This window comes from Roseofilum sp. KMC-1, from assembly GCF_057802075.1.
In genome coordinates this window covers 4,010,407-4,027,187 of the sequence record NZ_CM173605.1, presented here as the reverse complement: position 1 = coordinate 4,027,187, position 16,781 = coordinate 4,010,407, and the positions used below count along the sequence as shown (strand labels likewise).

The 16,781-nt window shown below is 45.8% G+C and carries 22 protein-coding genes; 11 read left to right on the top strand and 11 right to left on the bottom strand.

Translation table 11 applies throughout. The annotated features are described in order from the left end of the window. Nucleotides 1-89 precede the first annotated feature (89 nt). Nucleotides 90-524, top strand: a complete 435-nt coding sequence (locus AC3FZD_RS18530) for an endonuclease domain-containing protein (protein WP_488737434.1) — start codon at nucleotides 90-92, stop codon at nucleotides 522-524. Between the two features lie 142 nt (nucleotides 525-666). Here the strand turns inward: AC3FZD_RS18530 and AC3FZD_RS18525 are convergent, their stop codons facing one another. After that, nucleotides 667-885 (bottom strand): hypothetical protein, encoded by a 219-nt coding sequence (locus tag AC3FZD_RS18525; RefSeq protein ID WP_488737433.1) that lies wholly within the window; start codon nucleotides 883-885, stop codon nucleotides 667-669. Nucleotides 886-944: 59 nt separating this feature from the next. Here AC3FZD_RS18525 and AC3FZD_RS18520 point away from each other — a divergent pair, with 59 nt between their 5' ends. The 3 genes from AC3FZD_RS18520 to AC3FZD_RS18510 all read left to right on the top strand — a co-directional run bounded on the left by AC3FZD_RS18520 (nucleotide 945) and on the right by AC3FZD_RS18510 (nucleotide 2,529). After that, nucleotides 945-1,346 carry an RNase A-like domain-containing protein gene (locus AC3FZD_RS18520; RefSeq protein WP_488737432.1) on the top strand — a complete coding sequence of 134 codons (402 nt, stop codon included), beginning with the start codon at nucleotides 945-947 and terminating at the stop codon, nucleotides 1,344-1,346. Next, complete coding sequence (locus AC3FZD_RS18515) at nucleotides 1,343-1,669, top strand: contact-dependent growth inhibition system immunity protein (protein ID WP_488737431.1); 327 nt, start codon at nucleotides 1,343-1,345, stop codon at nucleotides 1,667-1,669. The genes AC3FZD_RS18520 and AC3FZD_RS18515 overlap by 4 nt, the downstream gene beginning before the upstream one ends. Nucleotides 1,670-1,839: 170 nt before the next feature. Further along, complete coding sequence (locus tag AC3FZD_RS18510) at nucleotides 1,840-2,529, top strand: response regulator (RefSeq protein WP_488737430.1); 690 nt, start codon at nucleotides 1,840-1,842, stop codon at nucleotides 2,527-2,529. Here AC3FZD_RS18510 and AC3FZD_RS18505 read toward each other — a convergent pair. Next, a complete protein-coding gene (locus AC3FZD_RS18505; RefSeq protein WP_488737429.1) occupies nucleotides 2,526-4,148 on the bottom strand; it encodes an NAD(P)H-quinone oxidoreductase subunit 4 in 1,623 nt (540 codons plus the stop codon). The genes AC3FZD_RS18510 and AC3FZD_RS18505 overlap by 4 nt on opposite strands. A gap of 506 nt (nucleotides 4,149-4,654) precedes the next feature. Between AC3FZD_RS18505 and AC3FZD_RS18500 the strand changes: the two genes are divergently transcribed. Then, a complete protein-coding gene (locus tag AC3FZD_RS18500; RefSeq protein ID WP_488737428.1) occupies nucleotides 4,655-5,434 on the top strand; it encodes a hypothetical protein in 780 nt (259 codons plus the stop codon). 151 nt (nucleotides 5,435-5,585) lie between these two features. On the opposite strand, the gene AC3FZD_RS18495 is transcribed toward AC3FZD_RS18500, so the two are convergent. Beyond that, nucleotides 5,586-5,906 (bottom strand): DUF2973 domain-containing protein, encoded by a 321-nt coding sequence (locus AC3FZD_RS18495; protein WP_488737427.1) that lies wholly within the window; start codon nucleotides 5,904-5,906, stop codon nucleotides 5,586-5,588. A 376-nt stretch (nucleotides 5,907-6,282) separates the two neighbouring features. Between AC3FZD_RS18495 and thrS the strand changes: the two genes are divergently transcribed. Further along, entirely contained in the window at nucleotides 6,283-8,106 is a 1,824-nt protein-coding gene (gene thrS / locus AC3FZD_RS18490; protein WP_488737426.1) for a threonine--tRNA ligase, read from the top strand. Between the two features lie 15 nt (nucleotides 8,107-8,121). On the opposite strand, the gene AC3FZD_RS18485 is transcribed toward thrS, so the two are convergent. Beyond that, nucleotides 8,122-8,928, bottom strand: coding sequence for a DsbA family protein (locus AC3FZD_RS18485; protein ID WP_488737425.1), 807 nt, complete (start codon nucleotides 8,926-8,928; stop codon nucleotides 8,122-8,124). 448 nt (nucleotides 8,929-9,376) lie between these two features. Between AC3FZD_RS18485 and bchL the strand changes: the two genes are divergently transcribed. The 3 genes from bchL to AC3FZD_RS18470 all read left to right on the top strand — a co-directional run bounded on the left by bchL (nucleotide 9,377) and on the right by AC3FZD_RS18470 (nucleotide 12,209). Further along, nucleotides 9,377-10,243, top strand: coding sequence for a ferredoxin:protochlorophyllide reductase (ATP-dependent) iron-sulfur ATP-binding protein (bchL, locus tag AC3FZD_RS18480; protein ID WP_488737424.1), 867 nt, complete (start codon nucleotides 9,377-9,379; stop codon nucleotides 10,241-10,243). Nucleotides 10,244-10,410: 167 nt separating this feature from the next. Further along, nucleotides 10,411-10,773 carry a DUF5331 domain-containing protein gene (locus AC3FZD_RS18475; RefSeq protein WP_488740387.1) on the top strand — a complete coding sequence of 121 codons (363 nt, stop codon included), beginning with the start codon at nucleotides 10,411-10,413 and terminating at the stop codon, nucleotides 10,771-10,773. A 32-nt stretch (nucleotides 10,774-10,805) separates the two neighbouring features. Then, complete coding sequence (locus tag AC3FZD_RS18470; RefSeq protein ID WP_488737423.1) at nucleotides 10,806-12,209, top strand: ferredoxin:protochlorophyllide reductase (ATP-dependent) subunit N; 1,404 nt, start codon at nucleotides 10,806-10,808, stop codon at nucleotides 12,207-12,209. Nucleotides 12,210-12,562: 353 nt separating this feature from the next. Here the strand turns inward: AC3FZD_RS18470 and AC3FZD_RS18465 are convergent, their stop codons facing one another. From AC3FZD_RS18465 to AC3FZD_RS18435, 7 genes are all read right to left on the bottom strand, one after another. Beyond that, entirely contained in the window at nucleotides 12,563-12,829 is a 267-nt protein-coding gene (locus tag AC3FZD_RS18465) for a type II toxin-antitoxin system RelE family toxin (RefSeq protein WP_488737422.1), read from the bottom strand. A gap of 2 nt (nucleotides 12,830-12,831) precedes the next feature. Beyond that, entirely contained in the window at nucleotides 12,832-13,035 is a 204-nt protein-coding gene (locus AC3FZD_RS18460; RefSeq protein WP_488737421.1) for a hypothetical protein, read from the bottom strand. Nucleotides 13,036-13,094: 59 nt separating this feature from the next. After that, the gene (locus AC3FZD_RS18455) at nucleotides 13,095-13,322 is read right to left on the bottom strand and encodes a hypothetical protein (RefSeq protein ID WP_488737420.1); all 228 of its coding nucleotides are present in this window, start codon (nucleotides 13,320-13,322) and stop codon (nucleotides 13,095-13,097) included. A gap of 221 nt (nucleotides 13,323-13,543) precedes the next feature. Further along, complete coding sequence (locus AC3FZD_RS18450) at nucleotides 13,544-13,918, bottom strand: clan AA aspartic protease (protein ID WP_488737419.1); 375 nt, start codon at nucleotides 13,916-13,918, stop codon at nucleotides 13,544-13,546. Beyond that, nucleotides 13,915-14,187, bottom strand: coding sequence for a hypothetical protein (locus AC3FZD_RS18445; RefSeq protein WP_488737418.1), 273 nt, complete (start codon nucleotides 14,185-14,187; stop codon nucleotides 13,915-13,917). The genes AC3FZD_RS18450 and AC3FZD_RS18445 overlap by 4 nt, the downstream gene beginning before the upstream one ends. 237 nt (nucleotides 14,188-14,424) lie before the next feature. Continuing rightward, complete coding sequence (locus tag AC3FZD_RS18440) at nucleotides 14,425-14,610, bottom strand: hypothetical protein (protein WP_347178898.1); 186 nt, start codon at nucleotides 14,608-14,610, stop codon at nucleotides 14,425-14,427. A 4-nt stretch (nucleotides 14,611-14,614) separates the two neighbouring features. Beyond that, entirely contained in the window at nucleotides 14,615-15,088 is a 474-nt protein-coding gene (locus AC3FZD_RS18435; protein WP_488737417.1) for a type II toxin-antitoxin system VapC family toxin, read from the bottom strand. A gap of 184 nt (nucleotides 15,089-15,272) precedes the next feature. On the opposite strand from AC3FZD_RS18435, the gene AC3FZD_RS18430 reads away from it, so the two are divergent. Together AC3FZD_RS18430 and AC3FZD_RS18425 are read left to right on the top strand one after the other, a co-directional pair. Next, entirely contained in the window at nucleotides 15,273-16,235 is a 963-nt protein-coding gene (locus tag AC3FZD_RS18430; RefSeq protein WP_488737416.1) for an MDR/zinc-dependent alcohol dehydrogenase-like family protein, read from the top strand. Nucleotides 16,236-16,475: 240 nt separating this feature from the next. Continuing rightward, nucleotides 16,476-16,775 carry a hypothetical protein gene (locus AC3FZD_RS18425; RefSeq protein ID WP_488737415.1) on the top strand — a complete coding sequence of 100 codons (300 nt, stop codon included), beginning with the start codon at nucleotides 16,476-16,478 and terminating at the stop codon, nucleotides 16,773-16,775. Nucleotides 16,776-16,781 lie beyond the last annotated feature (6 nt).

Here is a 16,781-nt window from a genome sequence, read left to right as displayed (position 1 = left end):
TTAAGAAGGGGGGAATAAGAAAGTCCCCCTTTTTAAGGGGGATTTAGGGGGATCGATCTGCACTTCATCAAATCCAAAACTGCTGTATCATGACCCTCACACCCAACAACTTCCACCTGCCATACAACCCAAAACTCACACCCATTGCCAAACAAATGCGGCAAAATCCAACGATCGCAGAACGGCAACTATGGACATTTCTGCGAAACTTCCCCCAACGAGTTTTAAGACAGCGCCCCATTGGAAATTTTATTGTTGATTTTTATTGCGCGTCTTTAAAACTTGTCATTGAAGTTGATGGCGAAAGTCATTACACCGAACAAGGTAAAGCTTACGATGAAGAACGGACTCAAATTCTACAAGGATATGGTTTAACCGTTATCCGATTTACGAATGAACAAGTGTTGACGAACTTTGAAGGAGTCTGCACCCAGTTACTCAGTTTTGTATCCAAATCTCCCCCCTTTCCAAGGGGGGCAGGGGGGGATCTCACCGCTAACAACGAAGCGAGAATTCTTCAATAATGTCTCTAAGAAAATGCTTTGAACAGAGAAGATATTGGTGAGTTTTCTAGCGTTTGATCCCCCCAACCCCCCTTAATAAGGGGGGCTATAAACCCAAGGGTTTTGATGTCGAGTAAATGGAGCGTTAGCTACCAAGTGGAAGTTATCGACAAACCGGACTCGACTCCCCAATCTGTCCCCGAACCGAGTGCTGTGGGAACACTGGCGTTACTCGGTGTTTGGGGATTAAAAGGAATAGGTTCGCGCAAGGGGTGAGAAACCGGGTTTCTGGGTTGGTTTGGGGGGCGATAATGCCACCCATCCCTGGGGCGATCGCCTCTACCATAATCCAGACCTCGGCGATCGCCAATTCTTCATTCAATCGGTAGTATAATGCTATCTTACGAAAAACTCACTTTCCCTCAATAAAGCAAAACATCAGTGACTAACTTTAGTCGGCTAACCCCCGGTGGAGGTCTTGTTGTCCATGAAACAGCAGGAGGCCATACATTAGCCAGGCATGTTGGTATAACTGAAGCAGAGCTGGCTAACCGCTTGGCTACTCAGACGACTCTTCCTAGGGCCTCATCATTCTTTAATCGAGAAATTGCAGAACAAACTATTTCCGATGCGATGGATGCGAACCACACCCAAATTACTCATTGGCTGGCAATGGCAACAGCCCGACTATCAATCTACCATAGAGCTAACCAGGCGATCGGTATTAGTCTAGCTCAAAACGATCCTCATCCGGCCATGGCCCAAAACTTACGCATCATTCTGAGACGAGATTCCACTGTGCCACTAGGATACTATATTTTAACCGCTTACCCAGAACCATGAATATCGATCGCTTTCCTGCACTAGCTCAATTTTGTAGCTGTTACTTTCATCAAGATTGGAATTTAGATACTCCTGATGCATTAGGTGTTATCCACAACTATCTTCAAGATGAACCCATTACCCAAGTACAACAAACTATTGAAGATATAGAACAGTTAGTGACTCAGAACTTTGAAGCCAATCAATTAAAAGAAATTATGGTCTTTGAACTCAGTTGCTACTACGATCCAACCATTTATGGAATTTCCTATGCAGATTGGTTGCTTTGGGTACAAATCTCCTTAAAACAAGGCATTGCCTCGAAGCTGGCTCTTTCTATCTAGAGGGCGATCGCCGGTTTCTGGGTTGGGGGACGATCGCTCTTATTTAACAAATTTATGCTTTATTGTCAACCGTAGTGATGCGGAGTTTGGGTTGCTGTTGATCGGTTTGTCATCCAAGTTGGGTATCTTAAACCCATTGGAACACAGTTGAATCAACGGATATGCCCTTTATGAGTACCGTATTTGTATTTGAGGATAGTCGCAGCCAAAGAGCGGCGATCGTAAAATTACTGCGATCGGTTGGTTTCGATATTCTAGAAGCAGGCGATGGACAGGAAGCTTTAAGCCAAATCCAGCACCATTTACCCGATCTAGTGATTGCTGATATTGTTTCTCCCAACTTGAATGGCTATCAACTCTGCTTGGCTCTGAAACGAGACCCCAAAACTTGCCATATTCCCGTTATTTTTTGCACGGTTAAAAATCATGAGCAGGATCGAGTGCGAGGACTCACTATTGCCGATGGCTATATCGCCAAACCCTTTCAACCTCCGGAGTTAGTAGAAACCCTGATCGGAAAACTCTTGAGTCAGGGCAAATCCTGTTTTCATCCGACTCCAGCCGATGATTGGACAGAAGTAGGTTTAATGTGGTTGCAGGATTTTGAGAATCAGGAATGGGCACTGCAAGCCTTTGAACAAGCTTTAACATGGGAACCCAACCACGATTTAGCCGCCAAACTCAAGGCTTTTGCCCTAGGAGAAGCGGAAAAATCCCGCCCTTGTGAAGCTTGTCGCTTCTACTATGGCGGGAGTCCGGGGGGCAATTTATTGGTTTGTGCTATTCACCCTCATGGCCCTGAATCTGATGGTTGTCGAGATTGGGAATCGAAGTACCACAGTTCGAGTCAAGTGGCTTAGGCGGAACCGGAAATGTTGTCCATTACTCCTAACAGAGCTGGGGCTTTAGCCGCAGGCACGTTGGGAATATAGAAGTTTCCGGAGTAGAGGCGAGAGCGCTCTTGGGCAACCACGGTGAGGACTTGGCGAGTAGTTTCGGCGATCGCCGTGGTTTTGATATCGTAGGTTTGGGTGGCGATTTTAGGATAGAGACCGATACCGATGATGGGGAGCAGGAGGCAAAGGGCGATCGCCACTTCGCGAGGTTTGGCATCCATCCAGCCATCAACAACCACACCCGTTTCTTCACCGTAGAAGATATCGCGCATCATGGAGAGCAGATAAATTGGAGTCAGAATTAAACCGACAGCCGCTAAACCGATGACCACAGCTTTGAAGCCAGAGGAATAAACATCGCTGGTGGTGACTCCTAAGAAAACGCTCAGTTCTCCCACAAATCCACTCATACCCGGCAGAGCTAAGGAAGCCATAGATGCGGCAGTAAAGAGGGCGAAGAGTTTGGGCATGGTTTGAGCTAGTCCGCTCATTTTCGCTAGTGCTAAAGTATGGGTGCGCTCGTAGGTGGCTCCAGCCAGGAAGAACAGAGCAGCCGCAATCAGTCCATGGGAGAGCATTTGCAGCATTGCGCCGTTTAAGCCCAGTTCATTAAAGGAAGCAATACCGATGAGGACAAAGCCCATGTGAGAGATGGAGGAACAAGCGAGGCGGCGTTTGAGATCGCCTTGGGCAAAGGCGTTTAATGCTCCATAGACGATGTTAACGATGCCGAGGATAACGAGGACGGGAGCAAAGTAAGCGTGGGCATGGGGGAGAGCTTCCAGGTTCAGACGGATGATGCCGTAACCGCCCATTTTTAGCAGGACTCCCGCGAGAATCATGGAGACGGGAGCGGAGGCTTGGGAGTGGGCATCGGGAAGCCAAGTGTGGAGGGGGAAGATGGGGAGTTTAACGCCAAAGCCGATGATGAAGGCTGCGTAGGCGAGTAGCTCGAAGGCTCTGGGATAGTGTTTGTTCGCCAGTTCAGTCATGTCAAAGGTTACGGTGTCGCCGTAGAATGCCATGGCGAGGGCTGCAACCAAGATGAAGATAGAAGCTAATGCGGTATAGAGAATAAATTTAGTGGCAGCATAGAGGCGTTTTTGTCCACCCCAGATGGAGATGAGCAGGTAGACGGGGACGAGTTCTAGCTCCCAAGTGAGGAAGAATAGGAGTAAGTCTTGGGCTGCAAATACCGCGATCTGGGCACTGTACATGATCAGCATGAGGCTGAAGAACAGTTTGGGGCGGTGGTTGACGTTCCAGGATGCGGCGATCGCCAAAGTGGTGACTAGGGCACTCAGGGCGATCAGGGGCATGGATAGGCCATCTACAGCTAAAGACCAATTGAGTCCCAGTTGCGGTATCCAGGGATAGGATTCAGTCAGTTGAATCGTGGATTGTTGGAAGTTGTAGTGAGAGCCGAAAGCGTAGAGGGTCATTACTAGGTCTACGAGACCTACGCCGAGAGCATACCAACGGATGATCTTAGTGTGGCGATCGCCAATCAGAGGGATAGCTAGAGCCGCCACAAGGGGAAATAGAATGATTGCACTTAACCAAGGAAATGAATTGCCAAACATGATTGAGAATATATACTCATTACCTACTCCTACATTGTATGTACTTTAGTTAATATTTGTAAACAACGAATTGTTGAGGATTTTCTGGGTATATCCATAGATAAAAATCTATATATAGGGGATGACGCTGACCTAGACCTGGGAGGATTCCTCTACCTCTAGAGGGCTGTATTCCACAGAGAATCAATGTTATGACTATTACAGTTAATATAAGTTAATCTTCTTGTAGAGTTCAATTACACTGAATGAGAAGATTCAGGGAATTGGCCTTATAATTTACTTAAGTGATCGCGGACTTAATCTGAAGTTATCGGCAATCATTTAAATAAATAATCTAAGCCTAGACTAGGTATGGTGCTGTTATCCTGGATCATCTCCCTTGACAAGTCTCTACCCAAGAGCCACTCTCAAGAGCCACGATCGCCATAAGATTTCGTTCGATTTTTAAGCAAAATTACTTTAGTAATTTGTAATTTTATAAACTCAAATCCCCATAGGAGAAGTAAATGCAAATCGCAACGATCAATCAATCCTTTCAAAAGGAAACTCTTAATATCATTTTGGCTTCCACTCGTTTTACCCAAACCTGTGTCAAAGAATTTATCGATCAACAAGACTGCCATACCTATATTTGCCGCAATACTCAAGAGCTGTTACATAGTGTGCGAGAGAGATCGTCAGATTTGTTGATTTTAGACATCCTTTTTCTACAACATCAAACCCAACGATTTTGCTGGCGGCTACAAGATATTTATCCACAATTGAGGATTATAGTATTGGGAAAAACTGAAGCGGAGCTTTCGGGTTGCAATTGGGTGTATGAATATCCTAATGTTTCCAAAGCAAGCCTTTCTATAAATACCTCTAAAGTAAGCCAGTCTCCAATGACTACTGATTCTCAGCCTACACCCTCTGAGTCCCCCGATCTGTCTAAGCAAGACCTCTATTTAGGTTCGGTAGTCGGTGCAGCAGTGTTTGACTTGAGTGGTTTACCCCGTGAATATTTAGTCACAGACGAGGTAGATAATGTCAGTTGGGTACAAACGGTGTTTCAGGCTTTGGGACTGCGATCGCTGTTAATGTCTTCCTTACAGCTCGATGGCTTTCATTACGCCAGCACCTGTGCCAATGGATATCGAGCAGTTATCGTCAAACAAAAAGATCAATACCTAGCTCTATTGCTCAAACCAGACAGCGCCCATTCCGTCACCCAAAACCTGCTCAACTGGGCAAAAACCTTTGATCCAGATGAACTAAAACTTTATCCTCAATTCCGATTAGCTTAGTGGCTGTCCAGACATCCCTCAAATGGGTGGAAGAATATTTAAGCTATCTGATGAATCAATCATAAATCAGGGTTAAGCCAGTACCGATCGAGATTCGCGTTTACTTAACCCGATTTGTTGATTTATATCATGAAATTTATCTGAACAGATTTTAACTTTCTCCTCGATCCTCTTTAGGGGAAGATTCGGGAGAAGAATTATACAAAGCATCTAGCTTTTCACGGGCATCTTCTACAGTAATTGATCGCATCACCAATAAAGGTTCTTTGATCACCATTCCGGTTTCATCCAAAAACTCAGGATGAGGAACCTGATTAGAGGAGATCCGATGGGGATCTACTGGAATATCCTTTAACTTGGGGGGATAGTTGCGAGTGCTTTCAGAACCGAGGATCATCAAGTTGCGGATTAAGTTGCCAACAGCGATAAAGGCTAAGGCGGTGAAAGCAAAGACGTAAATTAGATGTAGCATTATTACAGATCTCCAAATTGAGTTTTAATCAAAAGGGGTATTGATAGGGAGAGGTTAGGGGCTAGGGAACCCATCAGATGATTGATCTAGTATGTCAAGGATAATCTCTATCATAAGCTTAACGTAAGTTACGTTTCTTTACATTCAGAAATTTAAGCTTAACTTAAGATCGATCACCCATCAGGGGGAGATGGGGAGATGGGGAGAAAACGGTTGTATCGATTCCAGAAGGGTAATTTTCTCGTAAAATAGAGGCGAATTGCCCTCAACAGCACCGAAACCCGGTATAATTCAATGGTTATCCCCTTGAGCATCAGCCCCACAGAATTGATCTAGACTCAATTAAGAGTGTCCCTTATTTGCGATCGCACGACCCATGCCTCCAGAAGACTCGAAACAACCCCAACCTATGGACAAAGAAGCGCCTCAAATCCATCTGCCTCGCACCAGTGAATCGGAGACGTTGAAAAAAATCCGCCATACCACCTCCCACATTATGGCCATGGCGGTACAGAAACTCTTTCCTAAAGCTAGAGTGACGATTGGCCCTTGGATTGAAAATGGATATTACTATGATTTTGATTGTCCGGAACCCTTTACGGAACAAGACTTAAAGGCGATCAAAAAAGAGATGATTAAGATCATCAACCGCAAACTCCCCGTACTGCGAGAAGAAGTGAGTCGGGAAGAAGCCAAAAAGCGGATCGAACAACTGCAAGAACCCTATAAACTGGAAATCCTGGACGATATTAAAACAGAGCCAATCACAATCTATCATTTGGGGGATCAATGGTGGGATTTGTGCGCTGGGCCCCATGTAGAGAGTACAGCCGATATTAACCCGAAGGCGATCGCCCTGGAAAGTGTGGCCGGAGCCTATTGGCGCGGAGATGCCAACAAAGCCCAACTTCAGCGCATCTATGGCACAGCTTGGGAAACCCCCGAACAACTAGCTGAATATCAACGACGCAAAGAAGAAGCGCTTAAACGAGACCACCGCAAACTCGGTAAAGAACTGGGATTATTCATTTTCTCCGATCAAGTGGGCCCTGGACTCCCTCTCTGGACCCATAAAGGCGCAACCATTCGCAGTTTACTAGAAGACTTCCTCAAACGAGAGCAACTCAAACGGGGTTATCAACAAGTGGTTACCCCCCACATTGGCCGGGTGGAGTTGTTCAAAACTTCCGGCCATTGGCAAAAATACAAAGATGACCTGTTCCCGATGATGGGAGAATCGGAAGCAGAAGGGTTTGTGCTAAAAGCCATGAACTGCCCCTTCCATATCCAGATCTATAAAAGTGAACTCCATTCCTACCGAGATCTTCCTATTCGGTTGGCAGAATTTGGCACAGTTTACCGCTACGAACAATCGGGAGAACTGGGCGGACTGACGAGGGTGCGGGGATTTACGCAAGATGACTCGCATTTATTTGTGACTCCAGAACAGTTGGATCAGGAATTCTTAAATGTGGTGGATTTAACTCTGAGCGTGTTTAAGACGTTGCGCTTAAGTAATTTCAGAGCCAGATTAAGTTTTCGCGACCCCAGTTTAGATAAATATATTGGTTCCGATGAAGCTTGGGAAAAATCCCAAAATGCTATCCGTCGGGCTGTAGAAACTTTGGGCATGGATCATTTTGAGGGCATCGGGGAAGCTGCCTTTTATGGGCCAAAACTCGACTTTATTTTCCGAGATGCCCTAGACCGGGAATGGCAATTGGGAACGGTGCAAGTAGATTATAATTTGCCAGAGCGCTTCGATCTGACCTATGTTTCTGAGCAAGGAGTTCGCGAACGTCCGGTGATGATTCACCGCGCTCCGTTTGGTTCTTTGGAGCGGTTAGTGGGGATTTTAATTGAGGAATATGCGGGAGATTTTCCCCTGTGGTTAGCTCCGGTGCAGATTCGGTTATTACCGGTGAGCGAAACTCAATTGCCCTTTGCTCAAAAGGTGGCCGAGCAAATGCTGAGTTACAATATCCGCGTGGAAGTGGATCGAAGCGGGGAGCGCTTGGCTAAACAGATTCGCAATGCGGAGAAAGAGAAGGTTCCCATTATGAGTGTGATTGGTGCGAAGGAAATGGAGGCAGAGAGCCTGAATATTCGCACCCGCGCTAAGGGAGAATTGGGAGAAATGCCGGTAAAAGAAGTGACTCAGAGGATGGTGGAGGCGATCGCGGGCAAAGAGGATTTCTAGGAAGCTTGGCACAGTTCAACCAGAGACTTTCTGTAATATCTCTTCCATTTCTGTTAATTCGATCGCCCCGGAAAAGCTCTCTCCCTTACCCTGGGGTTCTCCTGGGGCGAACAGGACGAAAAATGGAGTCCCGGAGAGTCCTAATTGAGTAGCGAGTTCTCCGTCTCCTGCAATGGCTGAGGGGGCGATCGCCAAATCTTGCTGAAATTGTGCTAAATCTAACTCTAAATCTTGGGCTAATTGCTCATACAGTCCATCGTCTAATCGATCCTGTTGGGCAAATAGGGCATCATGATAGGGCCAAAATTTACCCTGTTGACCAGCAGCCCAAGCAGCATAAGCAGCTTTTGCGGCTTGGGGATGAAGTGCAGTCAGGGGAAAGTGTTTATACACCAGTTGTACTTGCTTCTGATGCTTGTCCATGAATTGGGCAACGGTATCATGGGCACGGGCACAAAAGGGACATTGAAAGTCCGAAAATTCGATCAGGAAAACTTGGGGATTTTCTGCACCCATGGTAGGAGAATTGCCGATAAGGGTTTCCGGTTCCCGGTTCAGGGTGTCGAGAAAGGCTAGACGGTTTTGTTGTAGAGATTGTTGTTGCTGCTGTTGATAGGTTTGCACAGATTCGAGAATGACTTCCGGATGGTTGCGGATGATCTCTAGCACTTGTTGTTCGAGTTTAGCGTTAGCCGCTTGTGCAGGTAAAGTTACACCGCAGAGGGTGAGGAAGGAGAGGATCAGGGCGATAATCGCACCTTTGAAGAGGCGATAATGCAACGCATCGCTGGCGCGATCGCCAATTTTGTAGCAGTTAACCATGATTTCCCTTTCGTCAATTCAAGGTAGAGCAGTCATCCGATCTTTTGCCTAATTTTACCCGTCTCGGCAAAACTGTAATGATTTTTAATATAGGGCTGGGTTTGCCCTCTCCCTCAATCCCTCTCCCACGGGAGAGGGACTTTTCCTTCCTTCTCCCATAGCAGAAGAGCTTACTCCCCTTCTCCTGTGGGAGAAGGGGCTGGGGGATGAGGGTATTTTTGTCTATTAAACCGATTTTTATAAAAATTAGATATAAAAATTATTAAAAACTAGATTTTAGAGCTTCATCAGGAATTGGAAGCGATAGAGACCTAATAAACTCAGATAGTGCTTAAAAACGAGGGATTAAACCTGAAGTCATTCCGATCGCCCCTTGGATTTCCCCGGAACTTCGTTAATAATGCGATCAAGACAGAGCCAAGCAAGCCATTAGGAGAGAGCGATCGCTATGAAACTATCAGTCTATGGAAAAGGCGGTATCGGCAAATCCACCACAAGCTGCAACATCTCCGTTGCACTCGCCAGACGGGGTAAAAAAGTCCTACAAATCGGCTGCGACCCCAAACACGACAGTACCTTTACCCTCACCGGATTTCTGATTCCCACCATCATTGATACCTTGCAAGCCAAAGATTACCACTATGAAGACGTTTGGCCTGAAGATGTCATATTCAAAGGCTATGGTGGCGTAGACTGTGTAGAAGCGGGCGGCCCTCCCGCCGGTGCTGGATGTGGCGGTTATGTCGTTGGCGAAACCGTAAAACTACTTAAAGAACTTAACGCCTTTGACGAATACGATATCATTCTCTTCGATGTACTCGGTGATGTCGTCTGCGGTGGCTTTGCTGCCCCCCTCAACTACTCCGACTACTGCATGATTGTCACCGACAACGGCTTTGATGCCCTCTTTGCCGCCAACCGCATCGCCGCTTCCGTGCGCGAAAAAGCCAGAACCCACCCCCTACGGTTAGCCGGACTCATTGGTAACCGCACCTCCAAGCGCGACCTAATCGACAAATACGTTGAATCCGTTCCCATGCCAGTGCTAGAGATTCTCCCCTTAATCGAAGATATCCGCATCTCCCGCGTTAAAGGCAAAACCATCTTTGAAATGGCCGAAACCGACCCCACCCTAGAACCCGTGGCCAACTATTATCTCAACATCGCCGACCAAGTTCTGGCCCGTCCTGAAGGAGTCGTTCCCAAAGATGCCGCAGACCGCGACTTATTCTCCCTGCTCTCTGACTTCTATCTCAATCCTCCCAAGGAAGCAGTGAAGACGGAAGAAGAAGAACTCGCACTGATGATGGTTTAAGCGCTTGCCCCTCATCCCCTAACCCCTTCTCCCGCAGGAGAAGGGGAACAAAGAAGTCCCTCTCCCGTGGGAGAGGGATTTAGGGAGAGGGCAAAATCCCCAGTTCGGCCGGAAAAACAGTATCATGGCTCAACGATACCCTTGCTATTGGATTGACTGCTGTGAGTATGGCTTTTTTCGATAACTTTACCGCTTCCATTCGCCAAAAATGGCTGGACTATTTTCAAGCCAATAAAGCCTGGCTACTTCTGCAAATGGAAGTGAAGTCTAACAAAACGCCGGATGGGGGGCGTAGACCCGCTTCTTCCCTGATTTTAGGGGTGGTGAATGCCCTAGAGCCAAAATTGGGCAATTTGATGGTTCCCTTCTTCAAGCTCAATGCTGATGAAGATGCCTTAGTCGATGTATTGGGGTTAAATTTTGACCCGGAGCGGGAGTTAAACCCCAACGGAGAATCTCCCGCCATTTCTTCTCCCGGACAACCCACGGGCGTGTCTCGTTTGTTACCGGATGGAGAGGACGATCTATAACGTTAACTGATTGAAATCTAGGTTTATATCTTATGACTGTTGCACAACCGGAAACCAGTGCCCTCAATTTTGAGTGTGAAACTGGCAATTATCATACGTTTTGTCCGATTAGCTGTGTGGCTTGGTTATACCAGAAGATTGAAGATAGTTTCTTTCTGGTGATTGGCACGAAAACCTGTGGCTATTTCCTGCAAAATGCCATGGGGGTGATGATTTTCGCTGAACCTCGCTATGCGATGGCGGAGTTGGAGGAAGGCGATATTTCGGCTAAGTTGAACGATTATGAGGAATTGAAGCGGTTGTGCTTGCAGATTAAGCGCGATCGCAACCCTTCTGTTATAGTTTGGATCGGGACTTGTACCACCGAAATCATTAAAATGGACTTAGAAGGTCTCGCGCCGAAACTCGAAGCGGAAATCGGCATTCCCATCGTCGTTGCTCGCGCTAATGGTTTAGACTACGCCTTCACCCAAGGAGAAGATACCGTCCTCGCTGCCATGGCTGCTCGCTGTCCTCAAGGGGTGGAAAAATCGGAAGAGAAAGAAGAGCGCAACGCCATCCAACGCCTACTTACCTTTGGCAAGAAAAAGGAAGATGTGGCTAAAGAAGAATCGGAATATGTAGACCATCCTCCTCTAGTCTTATTCGGTTCTGTTCCTGACCCCATTGTGACCCAATTGACCCTAGAATTAAAGCGCCATGGCATCAAAGTTTCCGGATGGTTACCCGCGAAACGCTATACCGAATTACCGGTTGTAGAAGAAGGCTATTATGTCTCTGGGGTGAACCCCTTTTTATCCCGCACTGCCACCACTTTAATGCGTCGGCGCAAGTGTAAGTTAATTAGCGCACCCTTCCCCATCGGGCCGGATGGGACTAGAGCTTGGATTGAAAAGATTTGTTCCGTCTTTAATATCGAACCCAAAGGATTAGCTGAACGGGAACAGCAAATCTGGGACAGTGTGGAAGATTACGTCCAATTAATTCGCGGCAAATCGGTCTTTTTCATGGGCGATAACCTCTTAGAAATCTCTCAAGCGCGGTTCCTAATTCGCTGCGGTATGATTGTCCATGAAATCGGCATTCCCTACATGGATAAACGCTACCAAGGAGCGGAGTTAGCCCTATTGGAAAAAACCTGTCAAGAGATGGGAGCGCCGTTGCCCAATATTGTCGAAAAACCAGACAATTACAATCAAATTCAACGCATTTACGACCTGAAACCGGATTTAGTGATTACGGGAATGGCCCATGCAAACCCGATGGAAGCACGGGGTATTACGACCAAGTGGTCAGTGGAGTTTACGTTTGCCCAAATCCACGGCTTTACGAATACCCGCGACATCCTAGAATTGGTCACCCGTCCCCTGCGCCGGAATAACAATCTGAAGGATTTGGGTTGGGAGAAGTTAGTAAAGGAAGAAGCCAAGGTTTAGTTGATAACCCAGAAGCCGGGTTTCTTGAAGAAACCCGGCTTCTAGCAGCAATACCCTTGCTATTTTCTCGTAGGTTGGGTTTCGTTCCTCAACCCAACCTACTAATCAAGACTGCCCTCAAAATACAAGGTATCCATGTAGCAATAATCAATTTTATCATTGCTGGAGAGACATTTGGATTCAAAGGTGTAAATATATGCCTAATAAATAGCAATACAAATGTAGGGATTAGAGCGATCGTTATAGCTTGGCAATTACTAGCCTAGTAGCAATTCGGTTAAACCGTAACAATCGCCACTATCTCACCTGCGAGGGAGCGATCGCCTATACTAGAAGCAGCGAATGACGTGCGATTAAGGAAAATTTTTGTAAATATCTTTTCTGTGCTGTACCCTCACCAAGGAAACAACACCATCATCAAGCTTAAATCCTACTCGATAATCTCCCACTCTGACTCGATAATAACTTTCCGCATCTTTAAGTTTTGTCACATGACTAATTTCACTTAAGGCTTCAGCTTCTTCAATCGCTACAATAAGCGATTCAATTCTTTCATACAACTTGGAGTCACGAATTTTCAGCAAATCTTTCTTAAAGGTCTTTCTAAACTCAACGTCCACATCTACCCCTTCAGAATTTTAAATATTTCATCGCGACTGACGACTTCACTGTTCTCTCCTTCCTTAATGGCCTTTTCCATGGCAATATCTTCTAGCGCTTCTACCAGCAGTTCAGAAAACATCTCTCTTTCTTCTTGGATTAATTCCCGAATGGTGGCTTTCAGGAGTTGCTTGAATTCCGGTTTGTCTAAGGTAAGTTCAGTCATTGGTTTGTACAATGGATTACTTCTACTATAGCATTGTATTGTGTGGAAGGGTGTGCAAACTACAATATCGATTCAGAGCGTTCTGCCAGATCGGGTTCCGCTTCAATACAACCAATAAAACCAATTTCACTAAACTTTTGCAAATGGTTATTAGAAGCACTCAAAACTTGTTTGTAGTAAATATCTAGTGCCGATTCCAAGATTTGATCTAGGTTTTGTCGCGTTTCTTGCTGAATAAAAGCAATTTTTTGTTTTTGTTGTTCCGTGAGTTCAGTAGCAATTTCCATGGTATAATTGGGAATTAAGGAGTATAATCTGTCTTTTTCAGGATAGCACTACACTCACTCCGTGACTAGCGATAATGCGACCCATCGCTGACGAGATCGCCTATACTAGAAGCAGTGAATGACGTGAGATCGCCCAAAATTTCACGATCGCACCAGCCGAACTTCAACATTGAGATTTAGATGACTCCATTGGCGATCGCTCGTCAGAACCGGTTATGGTATTAGACCGTGACTTTGCGAAGTTCGACCTGACCGCCCTCAAAAACCTGTACCGTTAGCTGATAGCCTTCCATCAGCGACATTCCAACGAGCGGTTCTGCATCAGCTTCATCTACTGGAATTTTAAGCAGGGTATTATCCCAGACTACAACTGCTTCGTAAATGTCGAACACGCACTCGCTACCGCCTCCAAGCATTGCCCGACCTCGCCTTTTCCATTTCAGGTTCAGTTGAGCGATCGCATCAGGAGGCAATGAAAGCCAACCATTGAAGCCAGTATCTACGATCGCATCTTGCGTGAAGACTTGGCCATCAGCGCGACGAATCGAAAGTGGAATAATGGGGTCAAACTCGGCATTAACCAATCCCGTAATCATCGAGTTCTCCGGGCCCGTCCCCCAAATCGGCGAACGTGGCGAGAACCAATGCGAACGATCCAAATTTGGGCATCCGGACAACGAATTTCCAGGCGATCGCAAGCCGCCGTTTCGCTGCGATCGACTTCAAAATCTCCAGTTTCGATGTCTATCGCTACAATCTTGCCGTAGTTACCTTCCTCAACTTGTTGGCGCACCTGAGACTCATATATCTCATCACCTCGTCGGGCGAACTCTTCTTTACTGTAGCGAGGTTGTGCGATCGTCATCAGCTATGCTTGAGCTTCTACCCTTTAATTTTATCGCCTTCTACGGTTTATGTTCCACAAAATCAATTTTTATGTAGAGGGGAGAGTATCTCTGTAGAGTTTGCGAGGGAGCGATCGCCCAAAGGTTCACGATCGCACCAGCCGAACATCAACATTGAGATTTAGATGACTCCATTGGCGAGCGCGCCAGCGATGCGGAGCATTATCGCCTCTGTCTGAGTTGCAAGGAAGCGATCGCTATGATTCTGCTGTAGAATGAGCAACATTAAGATTCTTGGTTGATTCCAAAGAAACCAACTCCTTACCGCTACTCTCCTGTCTCTTCTGCCAGTCAGCAAAGATAGCATTAAAATCATAGTTGAACGCTTTAGAATGTTCTTCTCGAATTTTGTACAATTCTTCTAAAACTTCATCTTCCCACATAATTCTACTCTGCCATTAACTCATAGGGTGTACAAACTACAGGTAGCTGATATCCAAAATCGCTACAAATTTCCGCCAGTTTTCTCTGAATCTGGGCATTTGCAATGTGTTTACAATTCCAGGTTAGCATATAATCCAATTGGTGAACCGTAGCCACTGCAATATGTATAGCATCATCAGATGCTTTAGCTGGTAAATTACTTCTCGTTAAAAATTGTATCCCTAATTCCCGCGCTGTTTCAGTAATGTTCAGTAATGGAATATCTTGGATAATTTCCAGTCTCTTTTTTACCATTTCACTATCCCCTTGACTCGCTTCATCCCAAACCACTTGGGAAATATAAAGGCTAAAGTTCTCTCGACGTTCTTCCCACCACTTTCGGGTAATTTCCATATTTGCCATAACAATCAGATTATTGCTGGGTCTGACTGTTAGATAACCCACACAACTGGTTTCAATATATACCGTTTGAGTCATATCAATCTAAAGGCATTAGTTCGACTATAGCATTGTATTATGTGGAGAAGGCGCGATCGCCCAAAAATTCACGATCGCACCAGCCGAACTTCAATATTACTTAAGTAAATCTCATTGCTCTCTACTTCCTTAAACTCCATAAAGTATCCTAGTGAATGAATATCTCCCTATACACACTTAAATCATGAAAGGAATCTGGCTCGAAAATCAACACCTGCAACTGCGAACCGATTTACCAACTCCCACCCCTCCAGAGGGAGAAGCCTTAATTAAGGTTTTGCGTGCCGGAATTTGTAATACAGACTTGGAGCTACTCCGAGGATACTATCCCTATACGGGTATTCTTGGCCATGAGTTTGTGGGAGTAGTCACGGAAGGCCCGGAGAATCTAGTCAATAAACGGGTTGTGGGCGAAATTAATGCCAGTTGTGGAGAGTGTCTGTTTTGTCAGCGTGGAGAAGCCACCCATTGCCCAAATCGGACGGTATTAGGCATTGTCAATCGTAATGGTGCTTTTGCGGATTATCTGACCTTACCCATCAAGAATTTACACCCAGTTCCAGATACAGTAGAAACCCATGCAGCACCGTTTACTGAACCGTTGGCCGCCGCGTTGGAAATTCAAGAACAGGTATCCATTACGCCAGAAGATCGAGTTTTGGTGGTCGGTGATGGTAAATTGGGGCAATTGGTGGCTCAAACCTTGGCACTGACCGGATGTAACCTGTTGGTCATTGGTCGTCATCGGCAGAAATTAGAGAATTTAGAAGCCTTGGGGATTACAGTAGGATTTGCGGAGGAGATCCAAGAGGGCACATTCGATCGCACAGTTGAATGTACAGGCAATCCAGAAGGATTTGCGATCGCCGTTCGCGCCCTGCGTCCACGGGGAACCCTAGTCCTCAAAAGCACCTATGCCGGCCAACTCACCCTCGATGCTTCCCTGCTAGTCGTCAACGAAATCACCTTAATTGGCTCGCGCTGCGGCCCCTTTGACAAAGCCTTAGATCTGCTGGCGAACCATCAAATTGATATTAACCGTCTCATTGAGGCTGAATATCCCCTGAGCGAAGGTCTAGAAGGATTTCAATTGGCTCAACAAAAAGGAGTCTTGAAAGTATTACTGAATATGGAACCTCTATCTTGATAAACTCTGGTTTGCCACAGACTTTTTTAACTCTCCCATGAGGAATGCTCATCATCCCTCATTTTTTTGTGTTCCAATATACCAAAAGTAACCCAATAAAGATTTTTTCAAAAGCTTAAACTTATGTAAAATATCTCTGGAGTGATGTAAAGTTGTGCTTTCACAGGTTTTTCACATTCACCTTCTATCATGATTGACATGAGGAACAGAAAACATTGTATAAGATTTGTAGGAGCTGATATGTCTATTACTTTACCGTCTATCATCCAAGAAAAATTAATAACCAGCTTCAAATACTGGGATAATGGCGTTCAGGATGCCATGTCCTACCAAAATGAAATGTATACTTATGCTCGTTCTTACACTGAAGAGAAACGATTACAAGCTTATGGTTATGCCTGTGACATGGCTGAACGCAATATCAGAAGCTGCATAACCTATTCAAAAGACGGATACAAAGTGTGGGTGAATCTCAAGAGCCTAGCCAATCAGCAAGCCGATGGCGATCGCAACCTGAACTTCAGCCCAGCTTTTTCCTAGTCCTCA